Raw genomic sequence first — 13,220 nt, forward strand, 5'->3', positions numbered from 1 at the left:
GACCGAATGAGCCCACAAATCGGAGAGCGATCATGCCCATCCCCGAAGACCCTAAGCCGACGGTCGAGATCGACGACACGCAAGACCGCATGGGCAGTGTCCATGAGCTGGATTTCAGCGAACGCCGTGATGAACGCCGGGGCCGTATTGGCGACGAGCGACCGGCACGGGAGGTAGAGGAGGAGCATCCACCGAGACGCGTTGCCGAAAGTGGCATGACCGGTGGCGAGGCGCTGAGTGACAGCCTGCACGAGGACAATGTCACCCTCGATGACCTGAGCCCTGACACGCTGCTGGACGAGACCGGTGCCCGCGATCCGGATGAGCCGGGCATGGCGGGCGGTCCGGCGGACAAGACCCTGCGCCATGTCGAGGCCCACGAGATCGGTGGCGGCATCGGCCTGGACGAGGCCGAACTGGCCCGCTCGGCGCCGTTGGACGGCGAGCCGTGGACCGACGAGGTCACCCCTGAAGACGAGCGGAGAGAACGCTGATGAACGAGCAACGTTGTTCCTGCAACCACTGTTCCTGCACCGTGGATGCCAATGCCGTGGTCCAGGATGGCAAGGCTTACTGCTGCGAAGCGTGTGCGACGGGGCATCGTAATGGTGAGCCTTGTCGCATGGGGGATTGTAAATGTGGGGAAGTGAGTCAGCCGAAGGAGAGTAATGTCGATAACGCGTTGGATGAGACTTTTCCGGCGAGTGATCCTATTTCGCCTTGATATTTATTTATACAGCAGCCCTGTCGCCAATTAATTCGACGATAGGGCTGCTGCCCACTAAAATTACATACCTTCACCCACACTAAAACCTTCAGCTCTTGCTCTTGCTCTTGCTTTTGCTTCTAAGTGCGCGATAGTTCAGGCGACACAAATTGCTCTTGCTCTTGCTCTTGCTCTTGCTCTTGCTCTTGCTCTTGCTCTTGCTCTTGCTCTTGCTCTTGCTCTTGCTCTGCTTTTGCTTCTAAGTGCGCGATAGTTCAGGCGACACAAATTGCGACTTCAGGAGGCCGAACGGAGGTCTTGCGGAGGGAGGTGACGGGCATGGATGCCCGTCAAGCGCTGCGCCCCAGGATGGGGCGTTCAGCGCGGTCCTCCCGGGAGCAAGGCCGGAGTGAGGGGACCCCGGAGCGAAGCGTAGGGGCCGGATGAATGGAGCGAGCATTTTTTGGTTCCTTTTTGATGCTTCAAAAAGGGACCCGCCGTAAGGGCGGAAAGGTGATTATGCGTCACCGTCGAAAATGAATGCGCATATAACTTTCAAAACACACACTGTGTAAGTCAAAGTCAAAGTCAAAGTCAAAGTCAAAGTCAAAGTCAAAGTCAAAGTCAAAGTCAAAGTCAATCGGCATCGGTTTTTATAGTTATAAGTGCATTCATTTACGATGTCGACGCATACTCACCTTTTCGCCTTTACGGCGAGTTCCTTTTTGTCGTGGCAAAAAGGAACCAAAAACCGTGCGCTCCATTCATCCGGCCCTCCGCTTCGCTCCGGGTTCCCTCACTCCGGCCTTGCTCCCGGGAGGACCGCGCTGAACGCCCCATCCTGGGGCGCAGCGCTTGACGGGCATCCATGCCCGTCACCTCCCTCCGCAAGGCCTGCGTTCGGCCTCCTGAAGTCGCGAAGTTACGGGCGGCGCCTGCACTGGCGCAGCTGTCGCTAGCGGGCTTCGGGGGTAGACTCCTGATCGGCAACGGCAACGGCAACGGCAACGGCAACGGCAACGGCAACGGCAACGGCAACGGCAACGGCAACGGCAACGGCATCGACCCCACACGTTCGCGTCAATGCGTCTGCCAGATCCCATTGTTGCGTTCGCAATCACTACGCGCCTGCCCCAGGCTTGGGGTGTCGTAGTAGTAGGTGATGATCCGCGCATCCTTGGGCACAGCCGGCCGGGTCGAGGGCTCGCCGCGCCCTGCGGCATCAGGATTGGCCAGGGTCTCCTGGGTCAGCGGGGCGATGCAGCTGCCCACGCTGCCATCGGCGCAACGCTCGACCTTGCGTTTCTGGCTGTTGAGCATCTCCTTGCTCTCGTTGCTGCACGACCAGGCAATCGCTTCGGCAGGCATGTTGCCGTAGCTGTAGCAGGTATGCCGCTGCACCGGCTTGACCGCCTCGCTGGACGAGCGAGTGACCACATCGCAACCCTCGGCCAGGACCTGCCCGCTGAGCAGGCTGCCCAGCAAAGCCACACACACAATGAACCGCATGACGAACCTCCCGGGCCCGTGAGGCCCTCAGCGCTTGTCCAGGGCCGGCCCGGCCTGTCGGCGCAGGGCCTTGGCGCGCTTTTCCAGAATCAGGTAGGTGATCACCGCCAGCAACAGCGGGATCAGGTAGTACAGCGTCCGATACCCCAGCAATGCGGCCACCAGCGTGCCCTGGCCCAGTTGCCCATGCAGCAAGGCAAGGAACACCGCCTCCAGCACCCCCAGCCCGGCAGGGATATGCGCCACCACCCCCGCCACGCAGCTGATCAGCAATACCCCCAGTACCGACGGATAGAACAGCTCCGGCGGCAGCAGCAGGTGGATCAGCGCCGCCATCAACGCCCAGTTGCTCGCGCCCAGCGCCACCTGGCACAACGCCAGGCGCAGGCTCGGCAAGGTCACTTCGTGCCCGCGCAGGTGCCAGGTGCGTCGCTTGGCGAAGGCACAGGCGAGCAGGTAGCCGGCCGCGACCGCCACCATCAGCACACCGATCAGGCGCAGGCCGCCGGCCCCGACCGCCCAGCTTGCCGGCAGCTTGACCAGGCCCAGGGCGAACACCGTGCCGGCCAGCAGCAGATAGCCCATCCAGTTGGTCAACAGCCCCAGGGTGAGGATGCGGGTGATGGTCGCGGTGTCCAGCCCCAGCCGGCTGTACAGGCGATAGCGCAGGGCTACGCCGCCAACCCAGGTGGTGAAGTTGAGGTTGAACGCATAGCAGACGAACGCCACCGGCAGCACCTGGCGGGCCGGCAAGCGGTGGCCGGTGTAGGCGCGGGCGAGCAGGTCGTAGCTGGCGAACACCAGGTAGCTGCACAGGGCCAGCAACAGCCCCAGGGCCAGGGTCGAGGGCCGGTAGGCCAGCAGCGACTGGCGCACTTCGTTCCAGTCCAGGTTGCGTGCCAGGGTGAACAGCAGCACCGGGATCAGCACCAGGAACAGCAGGGTGAGCAGGCGCATGCCCCAGGTCTTCCAGCGTGGCTTGGCCATCAGGTCTTGCCCCCGTTGAAGTCCGCCGGCGCTTCGCTGTCCGCTTGCAGCGACTGCAGGCGCTGCCGGTGCGCGGGGAACCAGCCGGCGATGCGCGGGAAGTAGCGGGTGATGTGAAAGCCCAGGAAGATCAACGGCGCGCGCCACCAGTAGCCACGCACCATGCGTTCCAGGGTCACGCGCTTGCAGTGCGCGGCGGTCAGTTCGCTCAGGTGCCGGTACAGGCCATCGTTGAAGGCGCGGTCGCGGATCATCAGGTTGGCTTCGAGGTTGAACGACAGGCTCAGCGGATCGAGGTTGCTCGAGCCCACGGTGGACCACTCGTCGTCCACCAGCGCCACCTTGCCATGCAGCGGGCGCTGGCAGTACTCATGGATTTCTACGTCATCGCGCAACAGGTAGTTGTAGAGCAGGCGCGATAGCGCGCGGACCCAGCGCATGTCCGGTTGCCCCTGCAGGATCAGGGTCACCGCCACACCGCGACGGGCAGCGTTGCGCAGCTCGCGCAGCAAGCGGTAGCCGGGAAAGAAATAGGCGTTGGCGACGACGATGCGGTGCCGGGCTTCACGGAAAACCTGCAGGTAGCACGCCTCGATGTCGGTGCGATGGCGACGGTTGTCGCGCTCCACCAGCACGGCGCTGGCCGAGCCGGCGTTGTCACCACCCGGCACCACTGCGCTTGGGCCGCCCAGCACCGGGGCAAGCATCCGGCAACTGGAGGCGTGAACCTGGGCCACCACTGGGCCTGTGACCTCCACCGCATAGTCCTGCTTGGCCTGCGGGCCGAAGTCGCCGAGGTGGTCGGCACTGTAGTTGATACCGCCAATGAACGCGCGCTGGCCGTCGATCACCAGGATCTTGCGGTGCAGGCGCCGGAACAGGTTGGTGCGCATGCCGGCCAGGCGCGGTTGCGGGTCGAACGCGTGGAAGCGCACCCCAGCCTCGGTCATCGAGGAAACAAACCCGTCAGGCAGGTCGGCGGTGCCGTAGCCGTCGACCGCCACCTCTACCCGCACACCGCGCCGCGCCGCATCGATCAACGCCAGGCGCAGCGGCTGGCCGACCTTGTCGTCGTAGATAATGAAGGTTTCCAGGAGAATTTCTTCCCGCGCCTGGGCCATCGCCTCGAATACGCGCGGGTAGTACTGCTCGCCGTTGATCAGCAGTTCGACGTGATTGCCGTCGCTCCAGGCCTGTTTCATAGCGTCACCTGCGCCACCAGCGGGGCATGGTCGGAGAGGTGCGACCATGGGTACCTGGACAACACCCGAGCCTCGCATGCCTGGGCATTGCGCAGGTAGATGCGGTCCAGGCGCAGCAGCGGCAGGCGCGCGGGAAAGCTGCGCGCCGGCCTGCCGAAGGCTTCGACCAGAGACGCCGACAACCGCGCATCGGCCTTCAGCCGCCAGTCGTTGAAGTCGCCGGCGACGATGACCGGCTCATCCGGCGGCAGGCGCTCGAGCAAAGCCAGCAACAGGTCGACCTGACGCTGGCGGTGCTCCTCGCGCAGGCCCAGGTGTACGCAGACGGCATGCACCTGCTCATGGCCGGGCACTTCGAGCTGGCAGTGCAACAGGCCGCGCTCCTCGTTGCCATGGATCGACACGTCGAGGTTGTCGTAGGCGCGGATCGGAAACTTTGAAAGCAGCGCGTTGCCATGGTCGCCATGGGGATAGACCGCGTTGCGTCCGTAGGCGAACTGCGGCCACATGCTGTCGGCGAGGAACTCGTACTGCGGGGTCTGCGGCCAGGTGGGGTGGCGCTCGGCATGTCGCTGATGGCTGCCATGCACCTCCTGCAGGAACACCAGGTCGGCGCCGGTGGCGCGCACCGCCTCGCGCAGCTCCGGCAGGATGAAGCGGCGGTTGAACAGGGTGAAGCCCTTGTGAACGTTGAGGGTCAGCACCGTCAGGCGGTGTACGGCGGTCACCTTGTCGATGATGCAGTCGGGGGCGGGCAGGGTGCCGTTCATAGCGACTCCTGCGGCTCGACGCCGGGCTCGGTCACCAGTTCGCCGTCGAGGCCGAGCTTGCCCAGCAGGCGACGGGCATCGTAGGGAGCATGGACTTTCTGGTCATTGTCGAAGTAGCAGTAGACGTCACGGGAGGCGCGTTTTGCCGGGGCGCGACCCACGACACGCCGGGCATCCTCCGGCTGGCCACCTGCGGCCCAGGCCTGGATACGCAGACGCCAGCGGCGCAAGGCGCTGGCGGTGTAGCCGCTGCTGTAGAGCTCGACATCGCCATGCAGGCGCAGGTAGACGAAATCGGCCGTGACTTCCTCGACATAGGGCCATTTGCCGGCGCTGTCGGCGACTACCAGCGCGACCTTGTGCTTGCGCAGCAGGGTGATGAAGGTGTCGCAGAGGAAGCTCGGGTGGCGAATCTCCACGGCATGGCGCAAGCGTGTATTGCCGCGGATGGCGGTACCACCGTTGTCCTGCAGGCGCTCGGCGGCCTGCCTGGCACACGCACGTGCGGCCTTGCGGTCGCGGGGTAGCAAAGCGAGGAAATCGCTGAAGCGCTGGGCGTCGAACTTCATGCTCGGCGGAAACTGCCAGAGGAATGGCCCCAGCTTGTCGCCCAGCAACAACGGCCCCGAGGCAAAGAAGTTGGCCAGCGGCTCGTCGATGTCGCGCAGCCGTCGCACATGGGTGATATAGCGCGGCGCCTTGACCGAGAAAACGAACCCTTCCGGGGTTGCATCGCGCCACTGGCGGTAGCGCTCGGGGGTCTGCAACGCGTAGAACGAGCCATTGATCTCGATGCTGTTCACCGCCCGCGAGGCGAACGCCAGCTCATCGTCCTGGCGCAGACCCTTGGGGTAGAAGTCCCTGCGCCATGGGCCATAGCGCCAACCGGAAATACCAATGCGGATCTCGCTCACGAGGGCTCCCTACGTTCGTGTACTCATCATTAGCGACCGGTAGCGGGGCGGGAGGGTTCATCAGGGTTGACGAGTGGTGCTGCTGCAGGAATCTGAACTGCGGAGCCTTCGGAGGATGCCGGTGGCTGGGGCACGAATCTCGTGAAGGGGTTAACTGCCTTACGTTCCGCCAGCACAGCAACGATCCCCAGGGCGAACGCTGTCGCCCTGGTTGGACCCTTTTAGGCATCAGCGTTCCTTGTCCATCCCTTGGCCTTGGTCACGCTGTTGACCACCACCGTTTCCAGTGTCGGAAAGGTTTCCCTGGTCGTCGGGTTGCTCCACCGATTGCCCGCCTTGACGCCCGGTGTCCTGGGACTGCGCCCAATCCTTGTCGGTCTTCTCTTCAGGCTGCCGGCCGGCCTGCTGGCCACCCTTCTGCCTGTCGCTCATGTCGCCTGCCGAGCCGTGGCCCCCTTGCTGGCCGGCGTTGCCCACATTGGTGTCGGCGCCCTGGGTCTGATCGCCGTGCTTGTCTTGATTGTCAGCCATGATGGCTTACCTCTGCTCGAACACAGGAAGGTCTGTGTTCACTTGTGACTGAGGTATCGGGCAGCGCAGTGCAAAGATTCTCGGATTATCGGACCAACTGCCTGAAGGACAGCGGGGCAAACATTTAGCGGGTGAAAAACAGTAGTACAGGGTGTGGCCTGCGTTGCAAGGAAAGCCGCCGATCAGGGGCGAGAAAAACCGGAACTTTGCCCGCCTCGCAGGCCTCCACCGCATGCCGGCGTGCAAATCGAGGTGAGCCATGAGCAGCGACGACGATTTCAATGACGATCTTGAACCAGGGGCCCCGGTGCAACCTGATGAGGACGAGCCGGAGGTGCAGCCGGATGACCCGGACATCGAAGGCCTGCCTGGCGAAACCGGACAACCGGCCTGAAGGAGGGCTAGCCATGAGATTCGACCGCTTTGCCCAATGGCTGGCCAACCGCAGCGGGCGCCCGGCGAGCTTCGTCATCGCATTGATGCTGATCATCGCCTGGGGCGTGAGCGGGCCACTTTTCCATTTCAACGACACCTGGCAATTGGTGATCAACACCTCGACCACCATCATCACCTTCCTCATGGTGTTCCTGATCCAGAACACCCAGAACCGCGACAACGACGAGCTGCACATCAAGATCGACGAACTGCTGCGCACGACCCAGCGGGCGCATAAGGCGCTGCTCGATCTCGAAGACATGGGGCCGGCCGAGCTGCACGCGCTGCGCAAGCATTACCAGCAACTGGGCGAGCATGAGCAATCGACGCCGGGCATCGACGCTCCGGACAAGACCACGCCTGACTGAGCCTGGAGGACGACATGGCCAGACACATCATCCACTACACCGGCCCGATCAACTCCGCGACCTGCGGCAACCTGATCAATACCTGTTCCAAGGCCTTGCAACAGGGCGCCGAGGTGCTGCAGATCAACATCGCCACCATGGGCGGCGAATGCAGCTACGGTTTCACCCTGTACAATTTCCTGCGCTCACTGCCGGTACCGGTGCATACCCACAACCTGGGCACGGTCGAATCGATGGGTAACATCCTGTTCCTGGCCGGCAGCCACCGTACTGCCTGCGCCTACAGCAAATTCCTGTTCCACCCGTTCCACTGGACCCTGCACGGCTCGGTGGACCATGCACGGATGGCCGAGTACGCCATGAGCCTGGACTACGACCTGCGCCTGTATGCGCAGATCGTCGCCGAGCGCACCGAGGGTGCGAGCGAGCGGCTCGATGTGACGCGCTACCTGATGGCCTATCCGCGGATCCTGGGGCCTCAGGAAGCGCTCGACAGCGGGATGATCCATGCCGTGGACGAACTGCCGATCGAGGTCGATGCCGTGCAGTGGAGCGTCCATGCCTGAGGCACGAGGCGCCCCGGCCATAGGCAGGCCGAGGCGGGGCGTGTGGTGCGTCAGTAGGGTAGCGAGCCGCTCAGACTCTCGATCGCCTCGATCAGCTCGTCGTAGCCCACCGGCTTGTTCAGGTGCCGGTCGAAGCCCGATTGGCGCGAGCGGTACTGGTCGGCGCTGGCCCCGTAGCCGGTCAGGGCGATGGCTGGGGTGTAGCGCAGGTGTTCCAGGCCTCGCAGGGCCTTGATCAGGGCGTGACCGTCCATGACCGGCATGCCGATGTCGGACAGGATGACGTCATAGCGGCCATGGGCGGCCGCCTCGAGTGCGGTTCGCGGGTCGCTGTGGGCCTCGACTTCGGCGCTTTCCATTTCCAGCAGCTGCTGCATCACCTCGAGAATTTCCACCGAGTCGTCCACCAGCAACACCCTGACGCCGCTCAAGCGGCCCTCGATGCTGTCGCCGCTGACCTCGGGCTGGGCCTGCTGTCCTGACGCGCACAACGGCAGGCACACCGTGAAGGTGGTGCCGCAGCCCAGCCCGGCGGACGCCGCGCTGACCGTGCCGCCGTGGGCCTCCACCAGTTGGCGCACCAGCGACAGGCCGATGCCGAGCCCGTCTCGGTGGTTGCCGGAACCCTGTGGCGCGGCTTGGGAAAACAGGTCGAAAACGCTTTCCAGGCTTTCGTCGGTCAGACCGATACCCTGGTCGATCACTTCCAGGCGCGCCTGGCTATCCTGGCGGGTTAGCGTCAGACGGATCTCGCTGCCGGCAGGGCTGAATTTCAGCGCATTGTTGAGCAGGTTCCAGACGATCTGCTCGAGCCGGGTGCCGTCGGCCTCGACATACACCGGGGCGCCGTCGGCGGGCAGAGCCAGACGCACCTCGCAGGCGTGCTGCTCGTTGGCCAGCACCGCCTGGATGGCCTGCAGCACCGCGCACAGGTCGAGCACCTGGGTCTTGAGCTTGAGCTTGCCGGTGCGGATGCGCGCCACATCGAGCAGGTCATCGATGATCCGCGCCTGGCTGGAGACCGCGTCGCAAATGGTGCCGACCGCCTTGCTGGCGACACCGTTGCTCTTCACCGACGGGGAGCGACGGAGGATTTCGGCATTCAGCTGGATCAGGTTGAGCGGGTGCTTGAGCTCATGGGACATGACCGCGAAGAACTCGTCCTTCATGTGGCTGCTGCTTTGCGACTCGGCCAGTTGCTTGCTTTGTTCGTCGTGCAGACGCTTGTGCCCGGTGAGGTCGCGGGCGATCTTGACGTAGCCGCGCAGGCTGCTGCCCTTGAGCCGTGACACTTCGCCGCTGCAGTAGAAGCGACTGCCGTCCTTGCGCACATGCCAGCGCTCGTCCTGGCCGCGACCGTGCAGGCGGGCGCTGCGCAGTTCGCGCTCGGGCACGCCGCTGGTCCGGTCCTGCTCGGTGAAGATCAGCTGGTAATGGTGACCGAGCACTTCGTCCTTGCCATAGCCAAAGATCAGCGCCGCGCCGGTATTCCAGTCGGTGATCAGGCCCTGTTCGTCGAGCAGGATGATGGCGAAGTCGTGGGTGCTCTCGGCGACCAGGCGCATGCGCTCCTCGCCCTGGCGCAGGCGTTCCTCGGCGGCGCGGCTCTGGCTGATGTCGATGAAGGTCAGTACGGTGCCGTCGACGTTGCGCTCGCTGGCCCGATAGGGCAGCAGACGGGCCAGATACCAGTGCTGGTTATGGCCGACCACTTCGCGCTCGATGGTGGTCTCGCGCTCGACCACCGCCCGGGCGTCATCGGCCAGGCCCGGATAATCGAGGCGATGGGTGATGTCGAGCAGCGAGCGCCCGGTGTCCACCGGCAGCATGCTGAAGATATCGGTGGCGCGCGGGGTGAACCAGCGGATGCACAGGTTGCGGTCGACGAACACCGTGGCGATGTCGGTGGATGCGATAAGGTTGCTCAGGTAGTCGTTGACCTTGTCGGTTTCCTCGACCTTGGTCTTAAGTTCGTAGTTGACCGTCAGCAGCTCTTCGTTGATCGACTGCAGCTCTTCCTTGCTGGTTTCCAGCTCTTCGCTGGCCGAGCGCAGTTCCTCGTTGATCGCCTGCATCTCTTCGTTGGAGGCGGTCAGTTCCTGGCTGGAAAACTCCGACTGCTCGATGGTTTCCTGCAGCTGCAGGCGCGTGCGGTGCAGTTCGCGCTCCAGGTTGCCCAACAGCATCCCTTCGGTCTGTTCGACGGCGGGTGCCTGGGTGATTGCGCTGTCGGCCTCGCCGCTCTGGAAGACCACCAGCAGGCACTCGCTGCCACTGGGTTCGTCCTGGTGCGGCTGGACCAGGATGCGTACCCCATCGGTATGCTCATCGAGGTCTAGGGGGACAGTGCGCGAGGTCACGGCCTGGCCGCTGCCCTGGGCCTGCAGCAAGGTGCTGCGCAGGGCCGGACGCAGCGGCGTGAGGACCAGGTTGAGCAGGTTGTGGCTGAGCTCGCCGCCGGCATGGCGCAGGTAGCGCCCCACGCCCTCGCTCATGTGCAGGATATTGCCCTCGGCATCGACCACCAGGCTCGGCGGCGTGCAGCGGGCGAGGGCGCGGTGATGGATTTCGGCATAGGACAGCTTGCGGGCGGCGCGTGCCCGGGCCGGTGCCGGGGCGAGCGCAGGCTCGGGGGCCTGCAGGCGCGCCGGATGACGCACGGCCGCCACTTCACGGGCACGGAAGATACGGTTGCGCTTGTCCACGGCGACGAACAGGTCGGCGGCAAGGTCGGTGGATTCGGAGCTGCCCAGGAACAGATAGCCGCCCGGGCGCAGCGCGAAGTGGAACAGGCGCAGGATGTCGCGCTGCACTTCCCGGTCGAGGTAGATCAACAGGTTGCGGCAGACGATCAGGTCCAGTTGCGAGAACGGCGGGTCGGACAGCAGGTTGTGGCGGGCGAACAGGACTTTCTCGCGGACCTCCTTGCGCACTCGGTAATGCTGGTCCTCCTTGAGGAAGAACTGGCGCAGCCGCGCCGGCGACACATCGGTGGCGATGGCGTCCGGATACTGGCCGCCACGACCGATGCCGATGGCGCGGTCGTCGAGGTCGGTGGCGAAAATCTGCACCTGGGCGCTGCGTCGTTCGATCGCCAGCTGTTCGGTCACCAGCATGGCCAGGCTGTAGGCCTCCTCGCCGGTCGAGCAGCCAGCCGACCAAACACGTACCTCGCGGGCCGGTTCTTCGTTGCCTTCGCGGTTCACCAGGCCTGGCATCACATGGCGCTGCAACGCCTCGAAGGCCTCGCGGTCGCGGAAGAAGTTGGTCACGCCGATGAGCATGTCGGCCAGCAGCGCCCGGGATTCGTCCGGGTGGCATTGCAGGTAGTCGCGGTAGCCGGCCAGGTCGGTCTGGCCGGTCACGTGCAGGCGCCGCTCCAGGCGGCGCAGCACGGTGGCGCGCTTGTAATGGCTGAAGTCGTGGCCGGTGTTGTCCTGCAGCGACAACAGGATTTCGTCAAGCAGCGGGTCGCACGCCGCCGGGTCGCCCTCGCGCTCGCCCAGTGCGGGCGGCAGGCTGTCGTCGTCGATGCGCGGCAACTTCACCTGGCGGGCGGTGCGCCACAGTTCGACCAGGCGGGCGGGCATCTCGGCCACTGGCAGGACCAGGTCGACCATGCCGGTGGCCAGCGCCGCCCGGGGCATCTCGGGGTACTCGGCGTCCTCGGGGGATTGCACCAAGGTCACGCCGCCCTGTTCCTTGATCCGCGACAGGCCCACGGCGCCGTCGCTGCCGGTGCCCGACAGCACCACGCAGAACGCATGGTCCTTGTGCACATCGGCCAGGTCGCGGAAGAACAGGTCGATGGCCACATGGTCGCCACGGCTGCGTTTGGCCGGGCTGACACGCAGGTAACCGTCGTTGGTCGACAGGCGATTGGCCGGGGAAATCACGTAGACATGGTTGCGCTCGATCGGTACCGGTTCGCTGACCTGGCGCACAGGCATGCCGGTCACCGCCTGGATGATCCGGTCGGCCTGGCTCTGGTGGTCCGGCGACAGGTGCAGCACCACCACGAACGCCATGTCGCAGTCCTGTGGGGTGTGGCGGAAGAAGGTGCGGATTGCTTCCAGGCCGCCGGCCGAAGCGCCGATGCCGACCACAGGGAAATCCAGGTGGCTCGGGCTTAGTGCCGGATTGTGCGGCGAGGCGAGGGACGTTTTGCTGGAGGACTTCATGGCATCAGCCTTGTACGGACCTGGAAATGGCCCTGGGACGCTTGGTCGGGCACTGGGCGCAGATTATAGGCTGCTGTTCATCCCGGCGACGAGCGGTTGGCTCCGAGCCGGGTCAGGTGTTCGAGGGCAAGTGGCCGGCAAGCGCATGGCGGCGTTGCCTTCGTCCACCGTCAGTATTCAGAGCTGTGACCCTTGGCGAGACGGATAAGTGCCGTCGGTCAGAACCCCTGCATAACAAATGAGCCGTTGGCCGGCTCCCCTGTTCGTAATTATGTGCACGGCATCTTCGCGCGGCACGTCCAACCCAGCGTAAAGGAGAAACGTCATGGCTCGTGACCAGGATCAGACCGGCCAACGCGGCGGCACCAAGGAAACCAACCCAGGCAACTTCGCCAATGATCGTGAAAGGGCCTCACGGGCGGGCCAGAAGGGTGGCCGCAACTCTGGCGGCAACTTCGCCAATGACCGTGCCCGCGCCTCCGAGGCCGGCCGCAAGGGTGGCCGCAACAGCCACGGGAGCGCCAGCGGTTCGTGATACTGCGGGCCCTCCCTTCCTGATTGTCGGACATTTTTTGAATTTTCATGGAACGACGTGATCTGTCAGAAAGTCATCCATGGAGAAGAGGAGGGCCTGCGTCAATGCCAAGTCCCCAGCTGTTTACCATCGAATACCTGCTGCACGGTCAGCCACGGCGTTTCATCATCCGCCAGGAACACATGGACAATGCCGAGGCCTGGCATTGGGCGAGTTGCGACGCGGGTTTGGGGATCATTCCGAAGTTCGGACGCGAGCGCATAAAGAAAGTCAGCCGGCCCATGGCCGAACGGCATGGGATAACCGATGTGCGCTGGCGGGTGTGAACCGGCGTGGACGCATGGTAGGCAATAGACTTCAGCGTAAGAGCGAGCCTGGCCGAATGTCAGTCAGTTAGCGTCACTGAGGCTGCTACGCAGCCTATCGCCGGCAAGCCGGCTCCCACAGGGACCGCGCAATTCATAAGGTCTGCGCTGTACCTGTGGGAGCCGGCTTGCCGGCGATGGGTCGCAAAGC

Annotated in this window: 14 protein-coding genes; 7 read left to right on the forward strand and 7 right to left on the reverse strand. The window is 64.3% G+C overall.

The window, feature by feature from the left end:
• The first annotated feature begins 32 nt into the window (after positions 1 to 32).
• Both KSS90_RS12535 and KSS90_RS12540 read left to right on the forward strand, forming a co-directional pair.
• Positions 33 to 494, forward strand: coding sequence for a phosphotransferase system, HPr-related protein (locus KSS90_RS12535; protein WP_217869656.1), 462 nt, complete (start codon positions 33 to 35; stop codon positions 492 to 494).
• Entirely contained in the window at positions 494 to 724 is a 231-nt protein-coding gene (locus KSS90_RS12540; protein ID WP_081941252.1) for a metallothionein, read from the forward strand. The genes KSS90_RS12535 and KSS90_RS12540 overlap by 1 nt, the downstream gene beginning before the upstream one ends.
• A 1,062-nt stretch (positions 725 to 1,786) precedes the next feature.
• Here the strand turns inward: KSS90_RS12540 and KSS90_RS12545 are convergent.
• From KSS90_RS12545 to KSS90_RS12570, 6 genes are all read right to left on the reverse strand, one after another.
• A complete protein-coding gene (locus tag KSS90_RS12545) occupies positions 1,787 to 2,215 on the reverse strand; it encodes a hypothetical protein (protein WP_217869657.1) in 429 nt (142 codons plus the stop codon).
• 27 nt (positions 2,216 to 2,242) lie between these two features.
• The gene (locus KSS90_RS12550; RefSeq protein WP_217869658.1) at positions 2,243 to 3,202 is read right to left on the reverse strand and encodes a lysylphosphatidylglycerol synthase domain-containing protein; all 960 of its coding nucleotides are present in this window, start codon (positions 3,200 to 3,202) and stop codon (positions 2,243 to 2,245) included.
• The gene (gene clsB / locus KSS90_RS12555; protein ID WP_217869659.1) at positions 3,202 to 4,404 is read right to left on the reverse strand and encodes a cardiolipin synthase ClsB; all 1,203 of its coding nucleotides are present in this window, start codon (positions 4,402 to 4,404) and stop codon (positions 3,202 to 3,204) included. The genes KSS90_RS12550 and clsB overlap by 1 nt, the downstream gene beginning before the upstream one ends.
• A complete protein-coding gene (locus KSS90_RS12560; RefSeq protein WP_217869660.1) occupies positions 4,401 to 5,174 on the reverse strand; it encodes an endonuclease/exonuclease/phosphatase family protein in 774 nt (257 codons plus the stop codon). Before KSS90_RS12560 ends, clsB begins: the two co-directional genes overlap by 4 nt.
• The gene (locus KSS90_RS12565) at positions 5,171 to 6,088 is read right to left on the reverse strand and encodes a DUF72 domain-containing protein (RefSeq protein ID WP_217869661.1); all 918 of its coding nucleotides are present in this window, start codon (positions 6,086 to 6,088) and stop codon (positions 5,171 to 5,173) included. The genes KSS90_RS12560 and KSS90_RS12565 overlap by 4 nt, the downstream gene beginning before the upstream one ends.
• A 228-nt stretch (positions 6,089 to 6,316) precedes the next feature.
• A complete protein-coding gene (locus tag KSS90_RS12570) occupies positions 6,317 to 6,619 on the reverse strand; it encodes a hypothetical protein (protein WP_217869662.1) in 303 nt (100 codons plus the stop codon).
• Positions 6,620 to 6,878: 259 nt separating this feature from the next.
• Here KSS90_RS12570 and KSS90_RS25675 point away from each other — a divergent pair, with 259 nt between their 5' ends.
• From KSS90_RS25675 to KSS90_RS12580, 3 genes are read left to right on the forward strand one after another with little or no spacing between them, the layout of a single operon-like run.
• Entirely contained in the window at positions 6,879 to 7,013 is a 135-nt protein-coding gene (locus tag KSS90_RS25675) for a hypothetical protein (protein ID WP_263975111.1), read from the forward strand.
• Between the two features lie 13 nt (positions 7,014 to 7,026).
• Positions 7,027 to 7,422 (forward strand): low affinity iron permease family protein, encoded by a 396-nt coding sequence (locus KSS90_RS12575; RefSeq protein ID WP_217869663.1) that lies wholly within the window; start codon positions 7,027 to 7,029, stop codon positions 7,420 to 7,422.
• A 14-nt stretch (positions 7,423 to 7,436) separates the two neighbouring features.
• Positions 7,437 to 7,988, forward strand: coding sequence for an ATP-dependent Clp protease proteolytic subunit (locus tag KSS90_RS12580; protein WP_217869664.1), 552 nt, complete (start codon positions 7,437 to 7,439; stop codon positions 7,986 to 7,988).
• Between the two features lie 50 nt (positions 7,989 to 8,038).
• Here the strand turns inward: KSS90_RS12580 and KSS90_RS12585 are convergent, their stop codons facing one another.
• Positions 8,039 to 12,169, reverse strand: coding sequence for a CheR family methyltransferase (locus tag KSS90_RS12585; RefSeq protein ID WP_217869665.1), 4,131 nt, complete (start codon positions 12,167 to 12,169; stop codon positions 8,039 to 8,041).
• A gap of 325 nt (positions 12,170 to 12,494) precedes the next feature.
• Between KSS90_RS12585 and KSS90_RS12590 the strand changes: the two genes are divergently transcribed.
• Together KSS90_RS12590 and KSS90_RS12595 are read left to right on the forward strand one after the other, a co-directional pair.
• Positions 12,495 to 12,704, forward strand: a complete 210-nt coding sequence (locus KSS90_RS12590) for a con-10 family general stress protein (RefSeq protein WP_046855650.1) — start codon at positions 12,495 to 12,497, stop codon at positions 12,702 to 12,704.
• Between the two features lie 104 nt (positions 12,705 to 12,808).
• Entirely contained in the window at positions 12,809 to 13,030 is a 222-nt protein-coding gene (locus KSS90_RS12595) for a DUF6555 family protein (RefSeq protein WP_046855649.1), read from the forward strand.
• Positions 13,031 to 13,220 lie beyond the last annotated feature (190 nt).

Origin of the sequence: Pseudomonas maumuensis, from assembly GCF_019139675.1 — a bacterium.
Classification (GTDB): Bacteria; Pseudomonadota; Gammaproteobacteria; order Pseudomonadales; family Pseudomonadaceae; genus Aquipseudomonas; species Aquipseudomonas maumuensis.

Coding starts and splice junctions, on each gene's coding strand:
- KSS90_RS12550 (WP_217869658.1), bottom strand. CDS start 3,202: ATGGCCAAGCCACGCTGGAAGACCTGGGGCATGCGCCTGCTCACCCTG.
- KSS90_RS12540 (WP_081941252.1), top strand. CDS start 494: ATGAACGAGCAACGTTGTTCCTGCAACCACTGTTCCTGCACCGTGGAT.
- KSS90_RS12570 (WP_217869662.1), bottom strand. CDS start 6,619: ATGGCTGACAATCAAGACAAGCACGGCGATCAGACCCAGGGCGCCGAC.
- KSS90_RS12535 (WP_217869656.1), top strand. CDS start 33: ATGCCCATCCCCGAAGACCCTAAGCCGACGGTCGAGATCGACGACACG.
- KSS90_RS12590 (WP_046855650.1), top strand. CDS start 12,495: ATGGCTCGTGACCAGGATCAGACCGGCCAACGCGGCGGCACCAAGGAA.
- KSS90_RS12595 (WP_046855649.1), top strand. CDS start 12,809: ATGCCAAGTCCCCAGCTGTTTACCATCGAATACCTGCTGCACGGTCAG.
- KSS90_RS12585 (WP_217869665.1), bottom strand. CDS start 12,169: ATGAAGTCCTCCAGCAAAACGTCCCTCGCCTCGCCGCACAATCCGGCA.
- clsB (WP_217869659.1), bottom strand. CDS start 4,404: ATGAAACAGGCCTGGAGCGACGGCAATCACGTCGAACTGCTGATCAAC.
- KSS90_RS12580 (WP_217869664.1), top strand. CDS start 7,437: ATGGCCAGACACATCATCCACTACACCGGCCCGATCAACTCCGCGACC.
- KSS90_RS12545 (WP_217869657.1), bottom strand. CDS start 2,215: ATGCGGTTCATTGTGTGTGTGGCTTTGCTGGGCAGCCTGCTCAGCGGG.
- KSS90_RS12575 (WP_217869663.1), top strand. CDS start 7,027: ATGAGATTCGACCGCTTTGCCCAATGGCTGGCCAACCGCAGCGGGCGC.
- KSS90_RS25675 (WP_263975111.1), top strand. CDS start 6,879: ATGAGCAGCGACGACGATTTCAATGACGATCTTGAACCAGGGGCCCCG.
- KSS90_RS12560 (WP_217869660.1), bottom strand. CDS start 5,174: ATGAACGGCACCCTGCCCGCCCCCGACTGCATCATCGACAAGGTGACC.